This window comes from Labrys sedimenti (assembly GCF_034424805.1).
In the GTDB taxonomy this organism is placed as follows: domain Bacteria; phylum Pseudomonadota; class Alphaproteobacteria; order Rhizobiales; family Labraceae; genus Labrys; species Labrys sedimenti.
This window is the reverse complement of the sequence record NZ_JAXOUF010000001.1, coordinates 936438-959997: the sequence shown is the minus strand read 5'-3', so window position 1 is coordinate 959997 and position 23560 is coordinate 936438. Positions and strand designations below refer to the sequence as shown.

Sequence of the window (23560 nt, the reverse complement as noted above, 5' to 3'; positions counted from 1 at the left end):
GAAATTCGATTGGCACCCCGACAACGAACTCAGGAGTGAAGCCAATTGTCAGATGATATTCCGACCGCGGGCAAAGGCCAGCCTTTGATGAAGAAAAAATCTCCAGACTAAAGTGTTTGTGATTTCTCGGAATCACAGAGAATCGCAAAGACGCGTCGGAACAAAGAGTTAGAGCAAACAAGCGTTTGCGCGTGAACGCGCTTTGCTCTAGGGGAGGCGCGGCAGGAGGCCCTTCACGACGAGATGCCGATGGATGGCGATGATCTCGTCCTCGCCGAGACGTCCCTTGGGATCGTACCAGCCGACCACGCCGGTAAGTTGGGCGATGATCGCGAAGGTGGCGACGGTCACATCCGGCACCGCCAGAGCACCGCTCCTGGTCCCCTCGGCCAGGATCTGTTCCAGGCGCCGTTCATAGTCGCGGCGCAGGCCGGTCACGACAGCCCTGTTCTGAGGCTCCAGGCTGCGCAGTTCCGAATTGTTGACGAAGACTTCCATCCGCCGGGTCAGATGGTAGCGCAGATGGAACTCGATGAAGGTGTCGAGACGGGCGAGGGGACACTCGATGCCGGCCAATGCGGCGTCGAGGGCTTCGGTCAACCGCGTCATGTGTTCGACCAGGAAATCGAACAGCAGGGCCTGCTTGGTGGTGATGTGATTGTACAGCGAGCCCGGCTGGATGCCGACGACCTGGGCGAGATCCCGCAGGCTCATGCCTTCATAGCCATGCTCGAAGATCAGACGCAGGCCCGCGGCGCGGATCGCCTCCGCTGTCTTGCTGCCATCTGCTCCCACCCTGCGTGCCATATTAGGGCCTGTCTTCAGCTATGGTTTTGGTTTGACGGGAGCGATTTTGGCCGAGAAGGAGGAGTTCGAGGACGCAAGCCTTTCGGCTTGCTACGAAGAACGACGCACTCATCGGCCAAAATCGCCCCGCCCCAGAAGGGGGAGGTCAAAAATGGTCGCCTGCAGCGTTGCTTCGCTTGCCAAGACAGCAGTCTTTGCAGCGCTAGCTCCTCCCATTCAACCATTTTTGACCTCATCAAACTCCAAACCATAGCTGAAGACAGGCCCTATTCCGCTTGCGGAGAAATCCGCTCCCGATTATAGAAACAAACGTTCGTTCGTTTATGATCCAATCAAGGCCGCATCGCAAGCGGCTTGCAACAGGCAAGGCGGTCTGCATGCCGATCATAGGGAGTACAATCGATCGGCGGTCGGAGACGTTTCAGCGCAATCATGATGCGCTGGCAGCGCTCGCCGCTGAACTGAGGGAGCGCAATCAGCACGCCGGTGGCGGCGGTTCCGTATCCGCTCGAGAAAAACATCTCAAGCGCGGCAAATTGCTGCCGCGCGACCGCATCGAATTGCTTCTCGACGCCGGAGCTCCCTTCCTGGAGCTGTCCCAACTGGCTGCCTTCGGCCTCTATCGCGACGAAGTGCCGGCGGCCGGGCTGATCACCGGCATCGGCCGTATCTCGGGCCGCGAATGCATGATCGTCGCCAACGACGCCACGGTGAAGGGCGGCACCTACTTCCCGATGACGGTGAAGAAACATCTGCGGGCGCAGGCTATCGCCGCCGAGAACCATCTGCCTTGCGTCTATCTGGTCGATTCCGGCGGGGCCTTCCTGCCCAAGCAGGATGAGGTCTTTCCCGATCGCGAGCATTTCGGCCGCATCTTCTTCAACCAGGCACGCCTGTCGGCGGCCGGCATCCCGCAGATCGCCGTGGTGATGGGCAGTTCCACCGCGGGCGGGGCCTATGTGCCGGCTATGGCCGACCAGGTGGTGATGGTGCGTAACCAGGCCACCATCTTCCTCGGTGGTCCGCCGTTGGTGAAGGCCGCCACGGGCGAGACGGTGAGTGCAGAGGTACTGGGCGGCACCGATACCCACACCCGAACTTCGGGCGTGGCCGACTATGCCGCCGAAAACGATGCCCATGCCCTCGGCATCGCCAGGGAAATCGTCGGCAATCTCAATCGCCGCAAGGACGATACCGGCGAAATCGAGGTGCCGAAGCCGCCACTCTACGATCCCAGGGAGATCTACGGCATCGTCTCGGCCGATCCGCGCAAGCCCTATGACGTCAGGCAGATCATTGCGAGGCTGGTCGATGGTTCCGAATTCGACGAGTTCAAGGCCGATTTCGGCAATACGCTGGTCACTGGCTTCGCTCGGATCTGGGGTTATCCCGTCGGCATCATCGCCAATAACGGCATTCTCTTCTCCGAATCGGCGCTCAAGGGCGCCCATTTCATCGAATTGGCCTGCCAGCGCGGCATTCCCTTGCTCTTCCTGCAAAACATCACCGGTTTCATGGTCGGCCGCGAGTATGAGGCGGGCGGTATCGCCAAGGACGGCGCCAAGCTGGTGGCGGCCGTCGCGGCGGCGAACGTGCCGAAATTCACCGTGGTGATCGGCAACAGCTTCGGTGCCGGCAATTACGCCATGTGCGGCCGCGCCTATGATCCGCGCTTCCTGTGGATGTGGCCCAATGCCCGAATCTCCGTGATGGGGGGCGAGCAAGCCGCCAATGTGCTGGCGCAGGTGCGGCGGGATGCGGCCGGGACCGATGAGTCCAAAATCGACGCGGAGGCTGAGGAAGCCTTCAAGGCACCGATCCGCGCCCAGTATGAGGAACAGGGCAACCCCTATTACTCGACGGCGCGGCTGTGGGACGACGGTATCATCGATCCGGCGGAAACGCGCATGGTCCTGGCGCTGGCGCTGTCGGCGTCGCGCAATGCTCCGACCAGGGAGACACGCTTCGGCGTGTTCCGGATGTGAGTTTGCGCGTGGAGCGGGACGGAGCGGTCGCGATCCTGACGCTGGACCGTCCAGAGGTGCTGAATGCCTTCGATGAAGGGCTCATCGCCGAACTGACGCGGGCTTTTTCCGAGGCGGGCACCGACGCAGGCGTGCGTGCGGTCCTGCTGCGGGCAGAGGGCAAGGCCTTCTCGGCCGGGGCGGATCTCGCCTGGATGCGGCGTGCCGCCGATGCCTCGCCGGAGGACAATCTCGCCGATGCGCGCCAGCTTGCCGAACTTATGCGCGTGGTCGATACCTGCCCCAAGCCGACACTCGCAAGGGTACAGGGCGCGGCCTTCGGCGGCGCCGTGGGCCTGGTCGCTTGCTGCGACATCGCCATTGCCGTGCCGCAGGCGCGGTTTTCCTTCAGTGAGGTGCGCCTCGGCCTCATTCCCGGTGCGATCAGCCCCTATGTCGTCAGGGCGATCGGCCAGCGCGCCGCGCGCCGCCTTTTCCTCACCGCCGAGCGCTTTTCGTCCGAGGACGCGCTGAGATACGGGCTGGTCCATGAAATAGCGGCGCCAGAAACGCTGGACGAGGCGGTGCAACGCTGTCTCTCGGACATCCTCGCCGGTGGTCCGGAGGCCATCGCTGCCGCAAAGAAACTGGCGGTCGACATGGCCGGCCCGATCACGGCCGAGCGCATCGAGGAGAGCGCCCGACGCATCGCCTCGATCCGCTCATCGATCGAAGCGCGCGAGGGGCTCGCCGCTTTCTTCGCCAAGCGCAAGCCGGGATGGATGTCATGACCGCTCCTCAGCCCAGACCCATTCGCGTGCTCCTGATCGCCAATCGCGGCGAGATTGCCGTACGCATCATCCGCACGGCCCGCGCCATGGGTATCCGTACGGTCGCCGTCTATTCAGATGCCGATGCCGACAGTCTCGCCGTGTCGCTAGCGGACCGGGCGCTGCGCATCGGCCCTGCACCGTCGCGCGAAAGTTATCTGTCGATTGAAAAGCTGATTGCTGCTGCCAAGGCCAGCGGTGCCGATGCCATTCACCCCGGCTATGGTTTCCTGGCCGAGAATGCCGAGTTCGCCCGGGCCTGCGCCGCCGCTGATATCACTTTCGTCGGGCCGTCGGCCGAGACCATCCTGGCCATGGGCGACAAGGCTCAGGCGCGTTCCCGCATGGCGGCAGCTGGCGTGCCGGTGCTGTCGGGCTATGAGGGCGAGGACCAGGGCGTCGATACGCTGGTCGCGGCGGCGGAGGCGATCGGCTTTCCGGTGTTGTTGAAACCCTCGGCGGGCGGCGGCGGCAAGGGCATGCATATCGTGAGGCGGGTCGAGGACATGCCAGCTGCCCTGCTGGCCGCCCAGCGCGAAGCGCGCTCGTCCTTTGGCGACGATCGCATGGTGATCGAGCGCTATCTCCAGACCGCGCGCCATGTCGAAGTGCAGGTCTTCGCCGACCACCACGGCAACACGGTGCATCTGTTCGACCGCGACTGTTCCGTGCAGCGTCGCCACCAGAAGGTGATCGAGGAAGCACCGGCGCCGGACCTGCCACCGGCGTTGCGGGCCGGCCTGCATCAGGCGGCGATCACCTGTGCGCAATCGGTCGATTATGTCGGCGCCGGCACCGTTGAGTTTCTGGTTGCCGACGACCATTTCTATTTCATGGAGATGAATACGAGGCTTCAGGTCGAGCATCCGGTGACGGAAGCAGTCACCGGCCTCGATCTCGTGTCCTGGCAGTTGCGGGTGGCGGGCGGCGCGCCGCTGCCGTTGGCGCAGGAGGCGATCGCCTGCACGGGGCATGCCCTGGAGGCGCGCCTGTGCGCCGAGGATCCGGCCGGCGGCTTCCTGCCGAGCATCGGCAGGATCGAGCATCTCGTACTCCCCGATCAGCTTCCCGGTATTCGCGTCGACAGCGGTTTTCGCAGCGGCGACACCATCTCGATGCATTACGATTCCCTGCTCGCCAAGGTGATCGCCGTTGGCGCCGACCGTGTCGAAGCCATCGCCCGCCTCGGGGGTGGGCTCGATACCGTCGAGGTGGTGGGACCCCATACCAACAGGGATTTCCTTGCCGCCATCATTCGTCATCCGGCCTTCGCCGAGAGCGGGGTCGACACGCGTTTCATCGAGCACCATCAGGCCGATCTTCTGGCATCGGCCCCGCATCCGTCAGACGAGGTGGTTGCAGCGGCGGCCTTCGTGGCCCTGGGGGCCGCCGAGCGCCAGGCCAAGGCTGCCGATCCGGCCGATCCCCATTCACCGTGGGGCGAGACTGGCGGCTGGCGCCTGTCCGGCTCGGCTCGGCGCAAGCTGGATCTGGCCTGGGGCGAAGCGCTGATCGGTGTCGACGCGGTTTGGCGGGCAGGGGGATATGAACTGCGCCTCGGCGATCGGCTCGTCAATGTCGAGGGCAGCCTCGAGGCCGACGGAACGGCAAGGCTGCGGATCGGCGAGGGAGTGCTGAAGGCCCGCGCTGCCTTGTTCGGCGAAACGCTGACCTTGTTCGTGGATGGCCGATCCTACGCTTTCGTCGTGCATGATCCCCGCAAGCCGCGTGGTGTCGAAAGTGATGGGGCAGGCCGCATCCTGTCGCCCATGCCCGGCCTTGTGCTGTCGGTCAATGCCGTTGCGGGAGAGACGGTCGAGAAGGGGCAGCCCTTGGTGGTGATCGAAGCCATGAAGATGGAGCACACCGTCTCTGCCCCGCGCACGGGCGTCGTCAAGGTTGTCGATGTCGCCGTCGGCGATCAGGTCGTCGCCGGCGCCGAACTGGTGGTGCTGGAGGTCGAGCCATGAGTCGTGCCGGGCGCGTCGAGATTTTCGAGGTCGGCCCCCGGGACGGCCTCCAGAACGAGAGCAGGGTGCTGCCGGTCGAGACCCGCATCGCCTTGGTCCGTGATCTGGCTGCGGCCGGGTTGCGCACGGTAGAAGCCGGCAGCTTCGTCTCGCCCAGGAACCTGCCGCAGATGGCTGAGACCGCCGAAGTGCTGGCCGGGCTATCCTCCTTGGCGGGACAGGTGCATCTGCCCGTGCTGGTGCCCAATGCCCGCGGTTTTGCCGATGCGCTTGCGGCCAAGGCCAAGTATATCGCCGTGTTCGCCGCGGCCTCCGAGAGCTTCAGCCGCCGCAACATCAACCGCAGCATCGAAGAGAGCCTCGCCGAGTACAGGCCGATCGTGACCGAGGCCCGGGCCAAGGGCCTGAAGGTGCGCGGCTATGTCAGCTGCGTGCTTGGCTGTCCCTATGAAGGGCGCGTCCCTGTCTCCACCGTGGTTTCGGTGGCGACGGCGCTGGCCGCGATGGGGTGCGAGGAAATCTCTCTCGGCGACACCATCGGCGTGGGAACGCCCGACGCGGCACGCGCGATGACGGCGTCGGTGGCCGGCGAGATCGGCATCCGGCGCACTGCCGTGCATTTCCACGACACCTATGGCCAGGCGCTCGCCAATGTCCTGGCCTGCCTGGAACTCGGCGTCGTCGTGGTGGACGCTTCGGTGGCGGGTCTCGGCGGCTGCCCCTATGCGCCGGGGGCGAGCGGAAACCTGGCAACCGAGGATCTCGTTTACATGCTTGACGGCCTCGGCGTCGAAACCGGGGTCGATCTCGACAGGGTGGCGGCAGCGGGCAGGGCGGTCTGTGCGGCGCTCGGCTCGGCCCCACGCTCGCGCACGGGGCAGGCTCTAGCGGCCAAGATAAAATAACATGAAATGTCAGGGAGAGGGCTCATGTATGATGGCGGCCTGAACTTCAATCTCGGTGGGGACATCGAGGAATTGCGCCGCATGGTGCAGCGTTTCGCAGCGGAAAAGATCGCGCCGCGCGCCGCCGCCATCGATCGCGACAATGCCTTTCCGCGCGACCTGTGGCCCGAACTCGGCGCCCTCGGCCTGCTCGGCATCACTGCGGAGGCCGACTATGGCGGCTCGGGCATGGGTTATCTCGCCCATTGCATCGCCATGGAGGAAATCAGCCGGGCCTCGGGTGCCGTGGCGCTTTCCTATGGCGCCCATTCCAATCTCTGCGTCAACCAACTCACCCGCCATGCCACTCCCGAGCAGAAGCAGCGCTATCTGCCCAAGCTGATTTCGGGCGAGCATGTCGGCTCGCTGGCGATGTCGGAGGCCGGATCCGGCTCTGACGTGGTATCGATGAGCCTCCGGGCCGAGGCCCGGGACGGCGGCTATGTCCTCAACGGCACCAAGATGTGGATCACCAACGGCCCCGATGCCGATGTGCTGGTGGTCTATGCCAAGACCGACCCCACTGCAGGTCCGAAGGGTATTTCCACCTTCATCGTCGAGCGCGGGCTTGCCGGCTTCCGCACCTCGCCCAAGCTCGACAAGCTCGGCATGCGTGGCTCGAGCACCTGCGAACTGGTGTTCGAGGATTGTTTCGTGCCCGCCGCCAACCTGCTTGGCAAGGCCGGCGACGGCGTGCGTATCCTGATGTCCGGCCTCGATTTCGAGCGCGTGGTGCTGGCGGGCGGTCCGCTCGGGCTGATGGCTGCGGCCCTCGATCTGGTGGTGCCCTATGTGCATGAGCGAAAGCAGTTCGGCGAGGCGATCGGCACCTTCCAGCTGATGCAGGGCAAGCTCGCGGACATGTACACGATCTTCAATGCCTCGCGGGCCTATACCTATGCCGTCGCCTCGGCTTGCGACCGCGGCGAGGTCGCCCGCAAGGACGCAGCCGGCTGCATTCTCTATTCGGCCGAGAATGCCACCAAGGTCGCGCTCGAGGCCATCCAGGCCCTGGGCGGCAACGGCTATATCAACGATTTCCCGGCCGGACGCCTTCTTCGTGACGCCAAGCTCTACGAGATCGGCGCCGGCACCTCCGAGATCCGGCGCATGCTGATCGGCCGCGAGATCTTTCGCGAGACGAGCTGACGCTGCTGGAAACACCATCGAGTGGGGTTCGATCATCGGATCGAGCCCCATTCCCCTTTTGACCCGACCAGACGCAACCTCAAGCTAGCCGGACAGCCAAAGCGTTTTGCGATGAGACGTCCTCACGTCGAAGCGCAAAGACGCGTCGAAACAAAGAGCTGGGGCAAACAAGCGTTCATGCCTGAACGCGCTTTGCTCCAGACGTCCTGGGAGCGCCCGTTCGATGACCAAGAAGACCACGCTCAGTCTGCACATCCCGGAAGCCCGCTTCCGGCCGGGCGATACGCCTGATTTCAGCTATCTCAACCTGCCGGGAGCGGGCGAGGCCCAGCGCCCGCCCGTGACTGCCGTCGCGTCCGAAACCCGGGACCTTGCCTTCGGCCTGGTACGGGTGCTCGACGACGAGGGCAAGGCGGTCGGCCCCTGGGACCCCAAGCTCGATGCCGACATGTTGCGCAAAGCCCTGCGCGCCATGATGCTGACGCGCTATTTCGACGACCAGATGTTCAAGGCCCAGCGCCAGGGCAAGACTTCCTTCTACATGAAGTGCACAGGCGAAGAGGCGGTGGCGGTCGGCCAGGCGCTGGCGCTCGAAGCCGGCGACATGTGCTTCCCGACCTATCGCCAGCAGGGCCTGCTGGTGGCGCGTGGATGGCCGCTCACCGACATGATGTCCCAGATCTATTCCAACGGGCAAGACCGGCTGAAGGGGCGGCAATTGCCGGTGCTCTATTCGGCCAAGGAGGCAGGCTTCTTCTCCATCTCCGGCAATCTCGCCACCCAGGTGCCGCAGGCCGTCGGCTGGGCCATGGCTTCGGCCTATAAGCGCGACCGCCGCATCGCCGCCGCCTGGATCGGCGACGGTTCCTCCGCCGAGGGTGATTTCCATCACGGCATGGTGTTCGCCTCGGTCTATCACGCGCCCGTGCTGATCAATCTCGTCAACAACCAGTGGGCGATTTCTTCCAGCCAGGGCGTCGCTGGCGGCGAGGAGGCGACATTCGCCTCGCGTGCCATCGGCTTCGGTATGCCCGGCATCCGGGTCGACGGCAACGACCTGCTTGCCGTCTATGCCGTGACGCGCTGGGCCGCCGAGCGTGCCCGCTCCAATCATGGCCCGACCCTGATCGAACTCTTCACCTATCGGGTCGCCGCCCATTCCACCAGCGACGATCCCGGCCGCTACCGTCCCGGTGACGAGGAGAAATACTGGCCCTTCGGCGATCCGGTCGAGCGCCTGAAGCGCCATCTCATCGGCCTGGGCGAATGGAGCGAGGAGCGCCACCAGGCGCAGGCCAAGGAACTGCAAGCCGAGGTCAAGGCCGCCAACGCCGAAGCCCAGCGCCATGGCATTCTCAGCGATGGCCCGCACCACGGCAACGAGACCATGTTCGAGGACGTGTTCAAGGAGATGCCCTGGCATCTCAAGGAACAATTGGACGAGCTCACCCGCTTCGAAGCTGCCAAGGAAGCCGCCACTAAGAAGAAGGAGGGCGAATAATGCCGGCCATGAACATGGTGCAGGCCCTCAATTCGGCCATGGACGTCCTGCTCAAGAACGATCCCAACGTGCTTGTTTTCGGCGAGGATGTCGGCTTCTTCGGCGGTGTGTTCCGCTGCACCGACGGCCTGCAGCAGCGCTACAGTTCGCAGCGCGTTTTCGATGCCCCGATCGCCGAAGGCGGCCTGATCGCCGTCGCCATCGGCATGGGCGCCTATGGGCTCAGGCCGATCGTCGAATGCCAGTTCGCCGACTACATCTATCCCGGCTTCGACCAGATCGTCTCGGAAGCGGCGCGCCTGCGCTACCGCTCGGGTGGGGAGTTCACCTCGCCGATCACCATACGCTCGCCTTATGGCGGCGGCATTTTTGGCGGCCAGACCCATAGCCAGAGCCCGGAAGGCCTGTTCAGCCATGTTTGCGGCCTCAAGACGGTGATCCCGTCCAACCCCTATGACGCCAAGGGCCTGTTAATCAGTGCGGTCGAGGATGATGACCCCGTGTTGTTCTTCGAGCCCAAGCGCCTCTACAACGGCCCCTTCGACGGCCATCACGACCGCCCGCTCAAGCCCTGGACCGACCAGGCCGGGGCAGACGTGCCGGCGGGCCATTACAAGGTGCCGCTCGGCAAGGCTGCGATCATCAGGGAGGGCAGCGAACTCACCATTCTTGCTTATGGCACCATGGTGCATGTCGCGCTCACGGCGACGCAGGAGACGGGGATCGATGCCGAGATCGTCGATCTCAGAACCATCCTGCCTGTCGACATCGCGACGATCGAGGAATCAGTGAAGAAGACCGGCCGCTGCCTGATCGTGCATGAGGCGACACGGACGGGTGGCTTCGGCGCCGAATTGTCGGCTCTGGTGCAGGAGCGCTGTTTCCACCACCTGGAGGCACCGATCGAGCGTGTCACCGGTTGGGACACGCCCTATCCGCATACCTTCGAGTGGCAGTATTTTCCCGGTCCGAGACGGGTGGGAGAAGGCATGCGCAAAGTGATGGCAGGTTGAGCGGAGACGATCATGAGCAATTTCGTGTTCAAATTGCCGGATGTCGGCGAAGGCATCGCCCAGGCCGAGATCGTTGCCTGGCACGCGGAGATCGGCCAGGAGATCCAGGAGGACGATCCGCTCGTCGATGTGATGACCGACAAGGCGACGGTGGAGATCACCTCGCCCGTTTCGGGGCGCATCCTCTCGCGCCATGCCGAAGTGGGCGTGATGGCCTCGATCGGCAGCGAATTGGTGGTGATCGATACCGGCGGCAAAGCCGAGGCCTCTGCCGGGGAGCCAGTGCCTGCCCCTGCATCAGCGCCGGCCAAGCCCTCCAAGGCGCCGGCCAAGGCTGCTCAGGCTCCGGCGCAGGCCGCGGCGCCGGCTGCCGTGTCCTCCCCGCCGGCTGCTCCGGCAGGCTCAGGCAAGGTTCTGGCGGCTCCGGCCGTACGCGCCAGGCTGGCCGCTCTCGGGCTGGATGGCAGCAAGATCCACGGCAGCGGGCCCGAGGGGCGGATCGAGCATGCCGATCTCGACGACTATCTGACCCGCAGCCAGTCCCAGCCCCAGACTATGCCCTCGGCTCAGCTGAGCCGCCCACCAGTGCCGCCACCGCCTGCGTTCGGCGATGACGGCATCGAGGAGATCAAGGTGATCGGTCTGCGCCGCCAGATCGCCGAGCGCATGCTCGAAGCCAAGCGCAGTGTGCCGCATTTCACCTATGTCGAGGAGATCGACGTCACTGCCCTCGAAGCGGCGCGCGCCGAGATCAACACCGCAGCCGTCGGTTGGCCGAAGCTGACGCTGCTGCCCTTCCTGATCAAGGCAATGGTGCGCGGTATCGCCCAGCACCCCATCGTCAATGCCCGCTACGATGCCGAGGCGGCCGTCATCCACCGCTACAACGCCGTGCATATCGGCGTGGCGACGCAGACGCCCCGCGGCCTGGTGGTGCCGGTGATCCGGCATGCCGAAATGTTGACGCTGCACCAGCTTGCCGCCGAGATCGCCAAGCTCAGCGAACTCGCCAGGGCCGGCAAGGCGAGCCGCGAGGTGCTGACCGGCTCGACCATCACTGTGTCCAGCCTTGGGGCGCTCGGCGGCATCGCGGCGACACCGATCATCAATCCACCCGAGGTCGCCATCGTCGGCGTCAACAAGATCGTGGAGCGGCCGGTGGTGAAAGACGGCCAGATCGTCGTCGCCAAGCTGATGAACCTGTCTTCCTCCTTCGACCACCGCATCGTCGACGGCTTCGATGCTGCCGCTTTCATCAAGACGGTGAAGGGGGAATTGGAGGCGCCGGTTCGGCTGATGGTGTAACGCTTCTTCCGGCCGGGTTTCGAAGATGCCAGCGCATCCGAACCCGATCAGAACAGCGATTGCAGCCAGTTGAGTCCCAGGGCGCCGGGCGCCAGCACGCCGAATGCCCAGATCACGGCCGATGCGGCGTTCACGAGCTGGAAGGTCAGCGCCGGCATCTCGCAGATGCCGGCCACCAGCGGCACCGAGGCCCTGAGCGGCCCGAGGAAGCGGCCGAAGAAGACGCCGAGCGCGCCCCATTTCTCGAAGAAGCGATGGCCGCGGGGCAGCAGGTCCGGATAGCGCGTGAGCGGCCAGTAATGGGCCACGCGATGCTCGAGCTTCAGGCCGATCCAATAGGACAGCCAATCGCCCAGAAAGGCCCCCAGCGCTGCCGCCGCCCAGAAGGGCCAGAGCGACATGCCGCTTTCGCCGATCAGGAAGCCGATGCCGAGCAAGATGACGGTTGCCGGCAGCAGCAGCGAGACGAAAGCGAGTGATTCCCCAAAGGCCAGCAGCAGCACGACGAGGGTACCCCAGCCCTCATGCGTGCGAACGAAAGCGATGATGGGCTGGGAGATGTCAGCGATTGTCATGGGAGATGTGCGGGAACCAAAGCATCGAATTCGCGAGATATTTGGCTGATATCGATGCTTGGGTTCGAAAGTGTGGCGCGCCCTGGAGCAAAGTGCGATTTCATGGAATCGCATTTTCTTTCTATGCCCTTGATTAGAGGCGTCTTTTGAATTTGAAGTGATTCATTCAAATCCCAGAACGCTTCAAGCTCTTCGCGGCGTCACCGGAACTGGCCTAGTCTTGCTCCGGGTGATCAGCCGTGAGGCAACGAAAATGCACCCTGCGGTGACCAGGAAGTCGTCGACCCGCCCTCCAGTCATTGAGTTAGGGATCAGATTTCTGAAAAGCGAATAATAGACGGCAGCAAACGCAATCAACCCCGCAGCGACGACTTGGTTCTGCTTTCGACCAAACAACCGAGATTTCCTGCGGAGCCAGCGCTTGGCCCGGTCGAATGCCGACAGCTTCAGCTTCGGTGGTACGACGATTTCGGGGGCGCTCGCTGTGGCAGCCGAAGCGTTTGCCTGCCGGGCGGACAGGATCCGCTCCGCTTGCTCCCTCATCATGACGATATACCGGTCGTCCTGGATTTCCGGGTAGGCTTTCAGCATGTCAAGCACCAACGAAATGGTCTCGGGCTGAAGCCCGGCGCCGCGCCCTGCTTTGCCGACATTGATACGGCTTCCGCCGGTCCTTGCTGCCGCTAGGCCCGCTGAAATGGCTTCAGGCATCGCGGACAACCCGGCGTAGGAGAGCATTTCAGCCACAGTCTTGTCCGGGGCCGCGACAAAATCTTCGTACATGAAGATCTGGCCTGCCTTCGAGCTGCGCCAGCCCATGTAGAAATTTATGTACCAGGGCATCGCCAGGGTCGCGATTAAGTGCTCGAGTTCGACGCTACTCCGGTTCAGGTGCTGCCGCTCCAGAAACATGATCGAGCCCTCTGGACTCTCGCGGTGAGCATGATCTCGCAGGCTCACGATCACGTCGAACAGGCTTCGGACCAGAACGATTACCGAAATATTATATTCGTGGCACAGCTGATCGGTCCAACTGCTTGCCCGGATATGGAGCTGGGAGACATAATTCGATCGGTTGTTGTCGACGAGGCAGACCTCGCAGAGTTCCTGCTCGCGCCGCCCAAAACTGGGCACCAATTGCACCCGTTCGAGGCTGGCTATGTTCGCGATGGCGTTGGAAATGAATGTCGAGGCCGATTTCGGCATACAAGCCACTAAAACATGATGTGGCATTTGTCCCCTTTCGATATACTTGACGCGCTTCCTATGTGTAGCTTTGAATAATTTTATTCAACATAAGATTATAGCGATTACTTTACTTTTCCTTTCATTTTCTTTCATTTCCTTTCATTTCGGTGAGGTCGCCGTCCGTAATAATGTTGTGCGGCTGCACCGAAGGATGGGCTCGCTCCTCGCTCGCCCATGTGTCGGTCCCGGTGAAATAAGAAAGCGATCCCAATCCCGGAGGACCAGGATTGCGGGCAGATCGTGCCGTTATTCCTTGAGTTCATCCCTATCCGGCCTGCATGGTGTTGCTCTTCACCGACCTTCGCCGATCAGACGCAACCAAGTCCGGGCGCCAGTATGCCAGATCGAGAAGGGTCAGCTTCAAGACCAGCAGACGGGCGTGTGCCTGATTATCGCGATGCCCTTGCCACGGGTCGAGGCGATGTATGGCTGGGCGAACAACCGCCAGTCAGGCACGTACACGAAGAAGGCGAGGGCGTTCGTCCTAGCAACCAAAGGCTTCGAACGCATCGCGGAGACGCTCGTTGCAGCCAAGGTTTTAACGGAAACGGCACAGCCGTGTCGCACCTTGAAAGCGGGTTGCAGGAGGTGCGACAATTTCGGTCAGCAAGTGACTGATAAGCCTGAGGTGACTTAGCAGTGTGGCGCGCCCTAGGGGAATCGAACCCCTCTCTCCACCGTGAAAGGGTGGCGTCCTGACCGATAGACGAAGGGCGCGGCGGGGCGGACATATAGAGGGGGGAATCGCAGGCGGCAAGAGGAATATGCCGCCTTTGTGAAATTAGTTGTGCCGGGCGCTTTTGGTGCCGGTTTTGGGGCAAAAATGCCCCGTTTCACCAGACGCCGGTGTTTGCCATCGACGACCAGGGCTCGGCCGGCGGCAGAGAATCGCCCTTCTGCAGGATCTCGATCGAGATCAGATCGGGGGAGCGCACGAAGGCCATGTGGCCGTCTCGCGGCGGGCGATTGATGGTGACGCCGGCCTGCTGAAGCTTGGCACAGAAGGCATAGATATCGTCGACCTCATAGGCGAGGTGGCCGAAATTGCGGGCGCTGCCGTAATCTTCCGTATCCCAGTTGTAGGTCAGCTCGAGGGCAGGGGCCTTGCCCGCCTTGAAGGCGTCGAGATCCTCGGGCGCGACCAGGAAGACCAGGGTGAAACGGCCCTTCTCGTTTTCATAGCGACGGCCCTCGACCAGGCCGAAGATGTCGACATAGAATTTGAGCGAGGCATCGAGGTCGCGAACGCGAACCATGGTGTGCAAATATTTCATTGGATCCTCATCGCAATTGGAGAGGTATGGCCTAATGCCGATTGCCGCCGCCGACAAGGATGCCGTGCATCGTGAAAAGCTTCTTCGCTTTGCGCAGATGCTGGCGCAAGCCGAACGCATCGTCGCCTTCACCGGTGCCGGGCTGTCGACGGAGGCCGGTATTCCCGACTTTCGCTCGCCCGGTGGTCGCTGGAGCCGGATGAAGCTGATTCCCTTCGAAGCGTTCCTGGCCGATGACGCGGCCCGGTGCGAGAGCTGGCGCCGGCGCTTCGACATGGATGACGAGATCCGCCTGGCCCGGCCCACGCGGGGCCATCGGGCGATCGCCTCCTGGGTGCAGGCAGGCAAATGCCCGGCGGTGATCACGCAGAATATCGACAATCTGCACCAGGATTCGGGCATCCCCGACGATGCCGTGGTGGAAGTGCATGGCAACACCACCTATGCGACGTGCCTCGACTGTGCCAGGCGCTATGAGATCGCGGCCCTGCGGGACCCGTTCCTGGCGAGCGGGGAGGCACCGCGCTGCGATGATTGCGGCGGTTTCATCAAGACGGCGACGATATCCTTCGGGCAGCCCATGCCGGAGGCGGCGATGCGACGGGCTACCGAACTCGCCAGGACCTGCGATCTTTTCGTGGTCGTCGGCTCGTCCCTGGTCGTCTATCCGGCTGCCGATCTGCCGCGTCTTGCCCATCGCCAAGGCGCGCGAGTGGTGATCGTCAACCGGGAGGAGACTCCGGGCGACCCCTATGCCGAGTTGTTGCTGAGGGGAGAAATTGGCGATCTGCTCGGGGAGTTTATCCTGTAAATCCGGCCGGTTTATCGAGAGTTCGTCGATTTTAGGGACGTTTTGCGATTGTATGAAGATGAGGCACAAAAATGTTAATTCGGGCTTTCCGTTGAGCCAGGGGGTGTTATCGTAGCAGCCTCAAGAATCGTGCGGCGGCCCAGTCCGTGGGCAATGTGTTGGATGGCGTAGATGGGTACGAACGATTTTGAAGCGAGGTTCGAGCCAGTTCGCGACTCCGGGGGGCATCCGGACGAGAGGCCGGCAGGCTTGCTGGAGGTCGCCGGCACCATCAAGTGGTTCGACATTGCCAAGGGGTACGGGTTCATCGTTCCGGACAATGGCAGCCAGGATATCCTGCTTCATGTCAGTGTCTTGCGCCGGGACGGATATCAGGCCGCCTTCGAGGGTTCGCGCGTCGTCGTCGAGGCCACGCAGCGTGCCAAGGGCCTGCAGGTGTTCCGCATCCTGTCCATGGATGAATCGACAGCCGTCCATCCCGCCCAGCTGCCGCCTGCGCGTACCCATGTACAGGTGACGCCGACGGGCGGTTTCGAGCCGACCACGGTGAAATGGTTCAACCGCCTGCGCGGTTTCGGTTTCGTCTCGCGGGGGGATGGCACGCCGGATATCTTCGTTCATATGGAGACCCTGCGGCGGTTCGGCATCATGGATCTCAAGCCCGGGCAGATCCTGATGGTGCGTTTCGGCACCGGACCCAAGGGGTTGATGGCCGCAGAGCTCAAGCTTGCCGACGGCCCGGCTGGCCCCCAGTCTCATTGACGAGAATGCGCAAGAGTCCTCTTTTTTCAATAGTTTATGCTGCTGTCCTGGCTCTGTTTGTGAGCATTGCCGGTCTTTCGGCTTCACCGGCCGAGGACGGCGTGTTCGAACCCTTGTCGATCGCCACCGCAGGTGGTCAGCGCGACTTCCAGGTCGAAGTCATGCGGACCGAAGACGAGCAGCGGCGCGGCATGATGTTCCGGCGCAGCCTGGAGCCGGACAAGGGCATGCTCTTTCCATTCACGGCGGAGCGCGTCGCATCGTTCTGGATGGAGAATACCTATGTCTCGCTCGACATGATCTTCATTCGTGGCGATGGCACGATCCAGCGTATCGAGAAGCGTGCCGAGCCCTTGTCGACGCGTACAATCATGTCAGGCGCGCCCGTGCTTGCCGTTTTGGAGGTGGTGGCTGGAACGGCGGACAAGCTGGGCATCAAGCCCGGCGACAAGGTGAGCTATCCGATCTTCAAGCCTTGACGACCCGATCCGGTCGTACAACTTTTTGAAATCGGGGCACCCAGGCCCTTGCGGTTCTCGGCGAGGCCCCTTAGTAAGCTCACATTCGTCCTGAACGGGGTATGGCGCAGCCTGGTAGCGCGATAGTTTTGGGTACTATAGGTCGCAGGTTCGAATCCTGCTGCCCCGACCAGCGACGGATGAGACAAAAGGCGGACGGCGAACGATGACAGCCAGAATCTACAAGCCGGCACGTACGGCCATGCAGTCCGGTTCGGCGAAGACGAAGGACTGGCTCCTGGAATTCGAGCCGGAAGAGCCGCGCTCGGTCGAGCCGCTGATGGGCTGGACGTCCTCGGGCGACATGAAGCAGCAGGTCAAGCTGCATTTCGCCACCAAGGAAGAGGCCATCGCCTACGCCACCCGCAACGGCATCGCCTACCAGATCTTCGAGCCTCAAGAGGCGACGACGAAGATCCTGTCCTATTCGGACAACTTCAAGGTTTCGCGCATCGGTCAGTGGACGCATTGAACGCCTGCGCCCGGCTTTGGACTGGCCCCATAGCTCAGCTGGATAGAGCGAGCGCCTTCTAAGCGCTAGGTCGCAGGTTCGAGCCCTGCTGGGGTCGCCATCCCGCTGGACAACCCGGCCACGGCCCTGGGCAATATCGCGGTGGCGTGCGGCGGTCTCCACTTCTCATCGAAGACCGGCGAGACCGGTGGAGGTTAGCATGGCCGCCTTATCCGAAGCACCTGCTGCCGTTCGTGGGTCGGCCCGTATGCTCGATCGGCTGGCAGGTTCCAACCTGCTCGCGCTTGCGACACTTCTGCTGGTAGCCATCCTGGCGCTCGCACCCGGCTTCACCGGCTTGCCGCCGATGGATCGGGACGAGCCGCGTTTCGCGCAGGCCTCCAAGCAGATGCTGGAGAGCCGCGATTTCGTCAGTATCCGCTTCCAGGACGAGGCCCGGCTCAAGAAGCCGGTCGGCATCTACTGGCTGCAGACGGCTGCCGTTAGCCTCGGCGAGAGCCTTGGCGTTCCCGAAGCGCGTACCACGATCTGGCTCTATCGCATCCCCTCGCTGATCGCGGCGATCGGTGCGGTGCTGCTGACCTGGTGGACCGCCATTCCGCTCGTGGGCCGCCGCACGGCCCTGCTGGCGGGACTGATGATGGCCGGTTGCCTGTTGCTTGGCGTCGAAGCGCGCCTGGCGAAGACGGATGCGACCCAGCTTTTGACGGTGATGGCGATGGTGGGCGTGCTTGCCCGCTTTTTCATGGCCTCCCGTCGTGGCGAAGCCTTGCCGACAGGCCTGGGCCTGCCGGCGGTGTTCTGGATCGGCATGGCGGCCTCCATTCTGATCAAAGGGCCGATCGGCGCCCTTCTGGTCGCCCTGACCATTGCCGGTACGGTGGCTGCCACGCGTGACTGGCGCTGGCTCGGGCAACTGCGCTGGCTTTGGGGCATCCTGTTCACCCTCGTGCTGGTATCGCCCTGGTTCATTGCCATCATGATCCAGACCAAGGGCGCCTTCCTGCAGGAATCGGTCGGCAAGGACATGCTGAACAAGGTGGCGGGCGCCCAGGAATCCCATGGCGGCTGGCCCGGCACCTATCTAGCGGTCTTCTGGGGTACGTTCTGGCCCTTCGCGCCGCTGGCCGCCCTGGCCGCGCCATGGGTCTGGCGGCAGCGCCGAACCGCCTCGGCGGTCTTCCTGCTCGCCTGGCTGGTGCCTTTCTGGCTCGTCTTCGAATTCTTCCCGACCAAGCTGCCGCATTACGTCCTGCCGGTCTATCCGGCGATCGCCATCCTGATCGCCGCGGCTGTTTGCGACGACGGGCTCTCGCGGAGCCTGTGGGCCCGCATCGCGGCTGGCCTCATTCCCTTGTTGGCCCTGGTGCTCGCGGTCGTAGCGATCGGCGCGGTGTGGTTCTACCAGCGGGAGATCGCATGGCTGACGCTGCCCTTTGCCATCGTGGCCGTGGCGACGGCATGGCTGGCCTGGAGGCGACTGGGCGAGGACAGGGGCGTCGAGGCCGTTCTGGCCTGTCTCGCCGGCAGCCTGCTGCTTTATTGGGGCATTTATGCCGGTGCCATTCCCAAGCTGCAGGCCATGGCCATCAGTCCGCGCCTGGCCGCGGCGGCACAGACGGCTCAATGCCCTGATATCACAGCCGCGAGCGTCGGCTTCCGGGAACCGAGCCTGGTCTTCCTGGCCGGGACGGACCTCGATATGCCCAGCCCCGAAGGCGCAGCGGATTTCCTGGGGCAGGGTGCCTGCCGCACGGCTTTCGTCGACAAGCGCTTCGAGCCGGCTTTTCTGGCCCGCCTCGCCGCGAGCGGAATCAAGGCAGACCTGGTTTCCAGGGTTGCGGGGATCAACATCAATGGCGGCAAGAAGCTGGATATCGGCGTGTATCGCAGCCCGTAGCGTTGCCTGAGGCGTTGGCTATAGCGTTTTGCGATTTGGCGGAATCGCCGAGCATCGCAAGGACGCGTCAAACTAAAGAGCGAGAGCAAACAAGCGTTTCTGTCTAAACGCGCTTTGCTCTAGGCTTCTCCCTTATCGGGCTTGAAGGCGATGCCCTTTTGCATGGCCATCCTGCCGAATTTCGCCCTGACAGCGTCGATGGCGTCTTCCGTTGCGACCAGGCGTTTGGCGTGAGGATCGGCGAGATCGCCGTGATCGGCGTCGGCCACGTCGGTGAGACCGGTGACCCCGATGCCGATCAGGCGATATTGGGTGCCGTCCGTCTCCTTCGAGAGCAGCTTCTTGCCGGTTTCGAAGATGCGCGCCGCCAGGCGTGTAGGTTCGTGCAGGCTCTGGGCGCGGGTGCGGATACGAAAGTCGGCCGATTTCAGCTTCAACGTCACGGTCGAGCCGGCAATGGCGGATTTTTTCAGGCGCGAAGAGACTTTTTCCGATAGGCGCCAGAGAATCGGCAGCAGGCTTTCGCCGCTGGCCAGGTCATGTTCGAACGTCGTTTCGGCCGAGACGGATTTGCGGTCGCCCTCCGGATCGACCTTGCGGGTATCGCGGCCGAAGGCGAGACGGGCGAGCCGCTGTCCTTCGACACCGTAGCGGCGCATCAGGGGTAGCTCTCCGGCCTTCTGCAGATCGGCGATGGTGCGAAGCCCGTCCTTTTCGTAGCGCGCCGCGCCGGCCTTGCCGACGCCCCAGATGAAGGAGATCGGGCGTGGGGCGAGAAAGTCCGGTGCCTCCTCCGACGAGAGCACGGTAAAGCCGCGCGGTTTCTCCAGATCGGAGGCCGTCTTGGCCAGGAATTTGTTGGTGGAGAGCCCGATGGAGACGGTGATCCTCAGTTCCTTCTCGACCTGGTTGGCAAAGCGAAGCAGCGTGCGCGCCGGGCTGGCATGGTGCAGGCGGTCGGTGCCGCTGAGATCGAGAAAGGCCTCGTCGATCGAAAGTGGTTCGACCAGGGGCGTCAGGGCCAGCATCATGTCGCGAACCTGGTGGCCGACCTCGACATATTTCTCCATATTGGGCCTGACGACCACCGCATCCGGACAGAGCTTGAGAGCCTGGAACATCGGCATGGCGGATCTGACACCGAAGGTGCGGGCAATGTAGCAGGCGGTCGAGACCACGCCGCGCTTGGCACCGCCGACGATCACCGGCCTGTCGGCCAGGGAAGGATCGTCCCGCTTCTCGATCGTGGCGTAGAAGGCGTCGCAGTCGACATGGGCGATGGCGAGGCGCTCGAGTTGTGGATGCCGGATGATGCGGGGCGAGCGGCAGGTTGGGCAGCGATCCGCCTCGCCAGCCTCGCCAAGACAGTCCCGGCAGAGCGCGCTCATCAGTCCCAACGAAGGCCGAGCTGGAACGCCGCCCGTTGCAAGTCCTCGGGGGACAAGCCGTTTTCCGTGGCAAATCCGGCGGCGCTCTCCTCATCCGAGAGAACATGCTGCAGCACCGAAGCCAGAAAACCGGGCTTGGCGGCCGCGCTGCGAATCTCGTCGGGCGACAGGCCGGTCGCCATGAAGAAACCATTGAGTCGATCTCCATGGGACGCAATGAAGCCGAGAGCCGCCGTCGCAATTTCTTCGGCGCGTTGCTTTTGTGCTGCCTGCCCGGCGTTTTGCCTGAACATTTGATTTCCCGTTTGGTAAGGACTGACTGCTAACAAAGTGCCTGTAAGCGGGCGTGGTTGAAAACAGATTCGCAGCCCCGATATCCGCGGTTCATTCTAGAGCAAAGTGCGTTTTGCTGAAAACGCTTCCTTGTTCTAACTCTTTGTATTGACGCGTCTTTGCGATTCCTGGCGATTCTGCCGGATCGCGAGATGCTTTGGCGCAGACGAGGGTCTCCATGGCCAAGAAAGTCCTGATCGTGGAAGATAACGAGCTCAACATGAAGCTCTTCCATGATCTGTTGGAAGCCAACGGCTACGACATCGTGGAAACCCGCAGCGGCATCAATGTGATGAACCTGGCGCGGGAGCATCGTCCTGACCTGATCCTGATGGATATCCAGCTGCCGGAGGTTTCCGGCCTGGAGGTGACGCGCTGGCTCAAGGACGACGACGAGCTGAAGTCGATCCCGGTGGTCGCCATCACCGCCTTCGCCATGAAGGGCGACGAAGAACGCATCCGCCAGGGGGGATGCGAGGCCTATCTGTCGAAGCCGATCTCGGTGGCGAAGTTCCTGGAAACCGTGCGAGGCTTCCTGGGAGAATAGGCCGTTCGAAATTCGCTAAGGCAAGGATGCCTGCGATCCCGGAATTCCCTTTTTTCAAGTCAGTCGTGGCTGAGGACTGGGCGCGGCAGATATTGCGATGCTTCTCTCGCGATGAAATCCAGGGCTTCCTGAGCCGGAGGAAGCAGTACCTTGTCGACCCGGCGCACCACGAACCATTGGCGCGTCACAGGTAGGCCGGCCACGTCCAATGTCACCAGGCGCCCATCCTCCAGCTCGGTCGCGACGGTATGGGCCGACAGGAAGGCGATGCCGAGATCGGCGATCACGCTCTGCTTGATCGTCTCGTTCGAATCGAACTCCATGCCGATATGGGGGGCAAGCTCCGTCTGCTCGAACAGGCGTTCCATCAGCATGCGCGTGCCCGAGCCGGGCTCGCGCGTGAGGAAGGTCTCATGCGACAAATCGACCGCGGCCAGGCCTCGTTCCTTTGACAGCCAGTGGTTGCGCGATGCGATGATGACATGCGGGTTCTGGCCGATCAGGTGCTTCTCGACCTCGATGTCGGGAGGAGGGCGGCCGGTGATGGCCACGTCGAGCTTGTAGTCGCGCAGGGCCTGCATGATTTCAGCGCGATTGCCGATCGACAATGTCACTTCGATCCGGGGATGTGCGCGCGAAAAGGCCGCGATGATGAAGGGCACGAAGTACTTGGCCGTGCTGACGGCCCCGATCGAGACACGCCCGGCGGTCTTTCCAGAAATGATGCCCAGCGTGGCTTCGCAATCGGCAATGGCCGCCTCGATGCGGCTGTGCAATTGCAGCATCTCGATGCCGGCGTCGGTGAGGATCATCCCATCGCCCGTCCGCTGCAGCAAGGGTAGGTCGGCTAGGTCCTGCAGATTGCGAAGCTGCAATGTCACTGCCGGTTGGGTGAGATGCAGGTTCTTGGCGGCCGAAGTCACCGAGCCGCTTGCCGCGATGGCGGCGAGGGCGCGGAGCTGCCGGCGGGTGATGTCGCGCAGGCGAACAGGCATATAAGGAAAACTTTCGCAAAGGCGAAGAAAACAAAATTTCGTTTATTTTCTATTTTCGGTCAAGCTCCTCGAAAGATCGCGAAATGACGATGCCTCTCACGAGGCGTCATCCGGGGGAAATGCCGATGACCGACAAGCCGACTCTGGACTCCTATCTCTCCCGCCACGCCGGCAGCGACATGCTCAGGGTTGCGGTTGCCGAAGTCGTCGCCAGCCTGGCCGCAACGGCCATTCGCGTGTCGGAAGCCGTGTCGCTCGGCGCCCTTGCCGAGATCGTCGAGGAAACCCGTGGCCACAATGCCGGCGGAGACGAACAAAAGGACATGGATGTCTGGGCTGACCGCCAGTTCCGGGAAGCGCTGAAGGCTTGCGCCATTGCGGCCTTTGCCTCGGAGGAGGTCGATGAGCTGGAGATCTGGGATGCGAGTCAGCCGCTATGTGTCGCCATCGATCCGGTCGATGGCTCCGGCAACCTCGACCTCAACATGCCTGTGGGGACGATCTTTTCCGTCATGCCGACACCGGATGAAATCGTGCTGGCCTCGGCGGCCGACCGCACCCTGGTCTGGCCGGCCGGCACCAGCCAGCTTGCCGCAGGCTTCGTCATCTATGGCCCGCAGACGACCTTGGTGCTTTCGCTCGGCGAGGAGGTGGACATCTTCACCCTCGACCGCCGCAGCGGCCACTTTCGACTGACCCAGGCCAATGTCCGCCTGCCGGACCAGGACCAGCCGGAATATTCGATCAACGCCTCCAACTATCGGCATTGGGAGGAGCCGGTGCGGGCCTTCATCGACGAATGCCAGGCGGGTGCCGATGGTCCGTCGGGGTGCGACCACAACATGCGCTGGCATGGGGCGCTGGTGGCCGACACCTTCAGGGCCCTCACCCGAGGCGGTATCTATCTCTATCCGGCCGACGCCAGGACCGGCTACGGGCAGGGGCGCCTGCGGCTGATCTACGAAGCCTATCCCATGGCCTTCCTGATGGAGCGCGCGGGAGGGGCGGGGTCGAACGGCCGCATCCGTATTCTCGACATCCGTGCGACCTCGTTGCATCAGCGCGTACCGTTGATCCTCGGGGCCTCCAATAAGGTCGCCCGTTTGGAAACGTTGCATAACAGGCCGGGTTTGTGGCCACCGACCTCGGCGCCCTTGTTCGCCAATCGCGGTCTCTTCCGCGTTTAGAGCAAAATGCGATCCCTTCAGATCTCCTCTTCTCTAACTCTTTGTTCTGACGCATTTTCTTAATCGA

At 63.0% G+C, this 23560-nt stretch carries 22 protein-coding genes and 3 tRNA genes; 17 read left to right on the top strand and 8 right to left on the bottom strand.

The window, feature by feature from the left end; genetic code table 11:
* Positions 1-207 precede the first annotated feature (207 nt).
* Positions 208-807, bottom strand: a complete 600-nt coding sequence (locus U1R88_RS04490) for a TetR/AcrR family transcriptional regulator (protein WP_322430150.1) — start codon at positions 805-807, stop codon at positions 208-210.
* Positions 808-1184: 377 nt separating this feature from the next.
* On the opposite strand from U1R88_RS04490, the gene U1R88_RS04485 reads away from it, so the two are divergent.
* The 8 genes from U1R88_RS04485 to U1R88_RS04450 all read left to right on the top strand — a co-directional run bounded on the left by U1R88_RS04485 (position 1185) and on the right by U1R88_RS04450 (position 11483).
* Positions 1185-2792 (top strand): carboxyl transferase domain-containing protein, encoded by a 1608-nt coding sequence (locus U1R88_RS04485; RefSeq protein ID WP_322430149.1) that lies wholly within the window; start codon positions 1185-1187, stop codon positions 2790-2792.
* 8 nt (positions 2793-2800) lie between these two features.
* Entirely contained in the window at positions 2801-3562 is a 762-nt protein-coding gene (locus U1R88_RS04480) for an enoyl-CoA hydratase-related protein (protein WP_322430148.1), read from the top strand.
* A complete protein-coding gene (locus tag U1R88_RS04475) occupies positions 3559-5571 on the top strand; it encodes an acetyl/propionyl/methylcrotonyl-CoA carboxylase subunit alpha (RefSeq protein ID WP_322430147.1) in 2013 nt (670 codons plus the stop codon). The genes U1R88_RS04480 and U1R88_RS04475 overlap by 4 nt, the downstream gene beginning before the upstream one ends.
* Positions 5568-6476, top strand: a complete 909-nt coding sequence (locus U1R88_RS04470; protein ID WP_322430146.1) for a hydroxymethylglutaryl-CoA lyase — start codon at positions 5568-5570, stop codon at positions 6474-6476. The genes U1R88_RS04475 and U1R88_RS04470 overlap by 4 nt, the downstream gene beginning before the upstream one ends.
* Before the next feature lie 39 nt (positions 6477-6515).
* A complete protein-coding gene (locus U1R88_RS04465; RefSeq protein WP_489671953.1) occupies positions 6516-7664 on the top strand; it encodes an isovaleryl-CoA dehydrogenase in 1149 nt (382 codons plus the stop codon).
* Positions 7665-7887: 223 nt separating this feature from the next.
* Entirely contained in the window at positions 7888-9165 is a 1278-nt protein-coding gene (locus U1R88_RS04460; RefSeq protein ID WP_322430144.1) for a thiamine pyrophosphate-dependent enzyme, read from the top strand.
* Complete coding sequence (locus tag U1R88_RS04455; protein ID WP_322430143.1) at positions 9165-10178, top strand: alpha-ketoacid dehydrogenase subunit beta; 1014 nt, start codon at positions 9165-9167, stop codon at positions 10176-10178. The genes U1R88_RS04460 and U1R88_RS04455 overlap by 1 nt, the downstream gene beginning before the upstream one ends.
* 12 nt (positions 10179-10190) lie before the next feature.
* On the top strand, positions 10191-11483 hold the full coding sequence (locus tag U1R88_RS04450; RefSeq protein WP_322430142.1) for a dihydrolipoamide acetyltransferase family protein: 1293 nt from the start codon (positions 10191-10193) through the stop codon (positions 11481-11483).
* Between the two features lie 47 nt (positions 11484-11530).
* Here U1R88_RS04450 and U1R88_RS04445 read toward each other — a convergent pair whose 3' ends face one another.
* From U1R88_RS04445 to U1R88_RS04430, 4 genes are all read right to left on the bottom strand, one after another.
* Positions 11531-12058 carry a DedA family protein gene (locus tag U1R88_RS04445; RefSeq protein WP_322430141.1) on the bottom strand — a complete coding sequence of 176 codons (528 nt, stop codon included), beginning with the start codon at positions 12056-12058 and terminating at the stop codon, positions 11531-11533.
* Positions 12059-12241: 183 nt separating this feature from the next.
* Positions 12242-13264 (bottom strand): sulfotransferase family protein, encoded by a 1023-nt coding sequence (locus U1R88_RS04440; protein WP_322430140.1) that lies wholly within the window; start codon positions 13262-13264, stop codon positions 12242-12244.
* Between the two features lie 684 nt (positions 13265-13948).
* Positions 13949-14023 (bottom strand) — tRNA-Glu (locus U1R88_RS04435).
* Between the two features lie 116 nt (positions 14024-14139).
* On the bottom strand, positions 14140-14580 hold the full coding sequence (locus U1R88_RS04430; protein ID WP_068297007.1) for a VOC family protein: 441 nt from the start codon (positions 14578-14580) through the stop codon (positions 14140-14142).
* Positions 14581-14614: 34 nt separating this feature from the next.
* Here U1R88_RS04430 and U1R88_RS04425 point away from each other — a divergent pair, with 34 nt between their 5' ends.
* The 7 genes from U1R88_RS04425 to U1R88_RS04395 all read left to right on the top strand — a co-directional run bounded on the left by U1R88_RS04425 (position 14615) and on the right by U1R88_RS04395 (position 19043).
* Positions 14615-15391, top strand: coding sequence for an SIR2 family NAD-dependent protein deacylase (locus U1R88_RS04425; RefSeq protein ID WP_322430139.1), 777 nt, complete (start codon positions 14615-14617; stop codon positions 15389-15391).
* 171 nt (positions 15392-15562) lie between these two features.
* Positions 15563-16153: a cold-shock protein gene (locus U1R88_RS04420; protein ID WP_068297011.1), complete on the top strand. Its 591-nt coding sequence runs from the start codon at positions 15563-15565 to the stop codon at positions 16151-16153.
* 59 nt (positions 16154-16212) lie between these two features.
* Positions 16213-16632, top strand: coding sequence for a DUF192 domain-containing protein (locus tag U1R88_RS04415; protein ID WP_245315001.1), 420 nt, complete (start codon positions 16213-16215; stop codon positions 16630-16632).
* A 95-nt stretch (positions 16633-16727) separates the two neighbouring features.
* A tRNA-Pro gene (locus tag U1R88_RS04410) sits at positions 16728-16804 on the top strand.
* Between the two features lie 33 nt (positions 16805-16837).
* Complete coding sequence (locus tag U1R88_RS04405; RefSeq protein WP_322430138.1) at positions 16838-17143, top strand: ETC complex I subunit; 306 nt, start codon at positions 16838-16840, stop codon at positions 17141-17143.
* Positions 17144-17166: 23 nt separating this feature from the next.
* Positions 17167-17243: transfer RNA gene (locus U1R88_RS04400), tRNA-Arg, on the top strand.
* Positions 17244-17342: 99 nt separating this feature from the next.
* Entirely contained in the window at positions 17343-19043 is a 1701-nt protein-coding gene (locus U1R88_RS04395; RefSeq protein WP_322430137.1) for an ArnT family glycosyltransferase, read from the top strand.
* A 119-nt stretch (positions 19044-19162) separates the two neighbouring features.
* Here U1R88_RS04395 and U1R88_RS04390 read toward each other — a convergent pair whose 3' ends face one another.
* Both U1R88_RS04390 and U1R88_RS04385 read right to left on the bottom strand, forming a co-directional pair.
* The gene (locus tag U1R88_RS04390) at positions 19163-20431 is read right to left on the bottom strand and encodes a DNA polymerase IV (protein WP_322430136.1); all 1269 of its coding nucleotides are present in this window, start codon (positions 20429-20431) and stop codon (positions 19163-19165) included.
* Complete coding sequence (locus U1R88_RS04385) at positions 20431-20760, bottom strand: DUF3572 domain-containing protein (protein WP_322430135.1); 330 nt, start codon at positions 20758-20760, stop codon at positions 20431-20433. Before U1R88_RS04385 ends, U1R88_RS04390 begins: the two co-directional genes overlap by 1 nt.
* 182 nt (positions 20761-20942) lie before the next feature.
* On the opposite strand from U1R88_RS04385, the gene U1R88_RS04380 reads away from it, so the two are divergent.
* A complete protein-coding gene (locus tag U1R88_RS04380) occupies positions 20943-21311 on the top strand; it encodes a response regulator (RefSeq protein WP_068297025.1) in 369 nt (122 codons plus the stop codon).
* Positions 21312-21370: 59 nt separating this feature from the next.
* On the opposite strand, the gene U1R88_RS04375 is transcribed toward U1R88_RS04380, so the two are convergent.
* Positions 21371-22306, bottom strand: coding sequence for a LysR family transcriptional regulator (locus U1R88_RS04375; RefSeq protein ID WP_322430134.1), 936 nt, complete (start codon positions 22304-22306; stop codon positions 21371-21373).
* Between the two features lie 125 nt (positions 22307-22431).
* Between U1R88_RS04375 and U1R88_RS04370 the strand changes: the two genes are divergently transcribed.
* Positions 22432-23493 (top strand): class 1 fructose-bisphosphatase, encoded by a 1062-nt coding sequence (locus U1R88_RS04370; protein ID WP_322430133.1) that lies wholly within the window; start codon positions 22432-22434, stop codon positions 23491-23493.
* Positions 23494-23560: the final 67 nt, after the last annotated feature.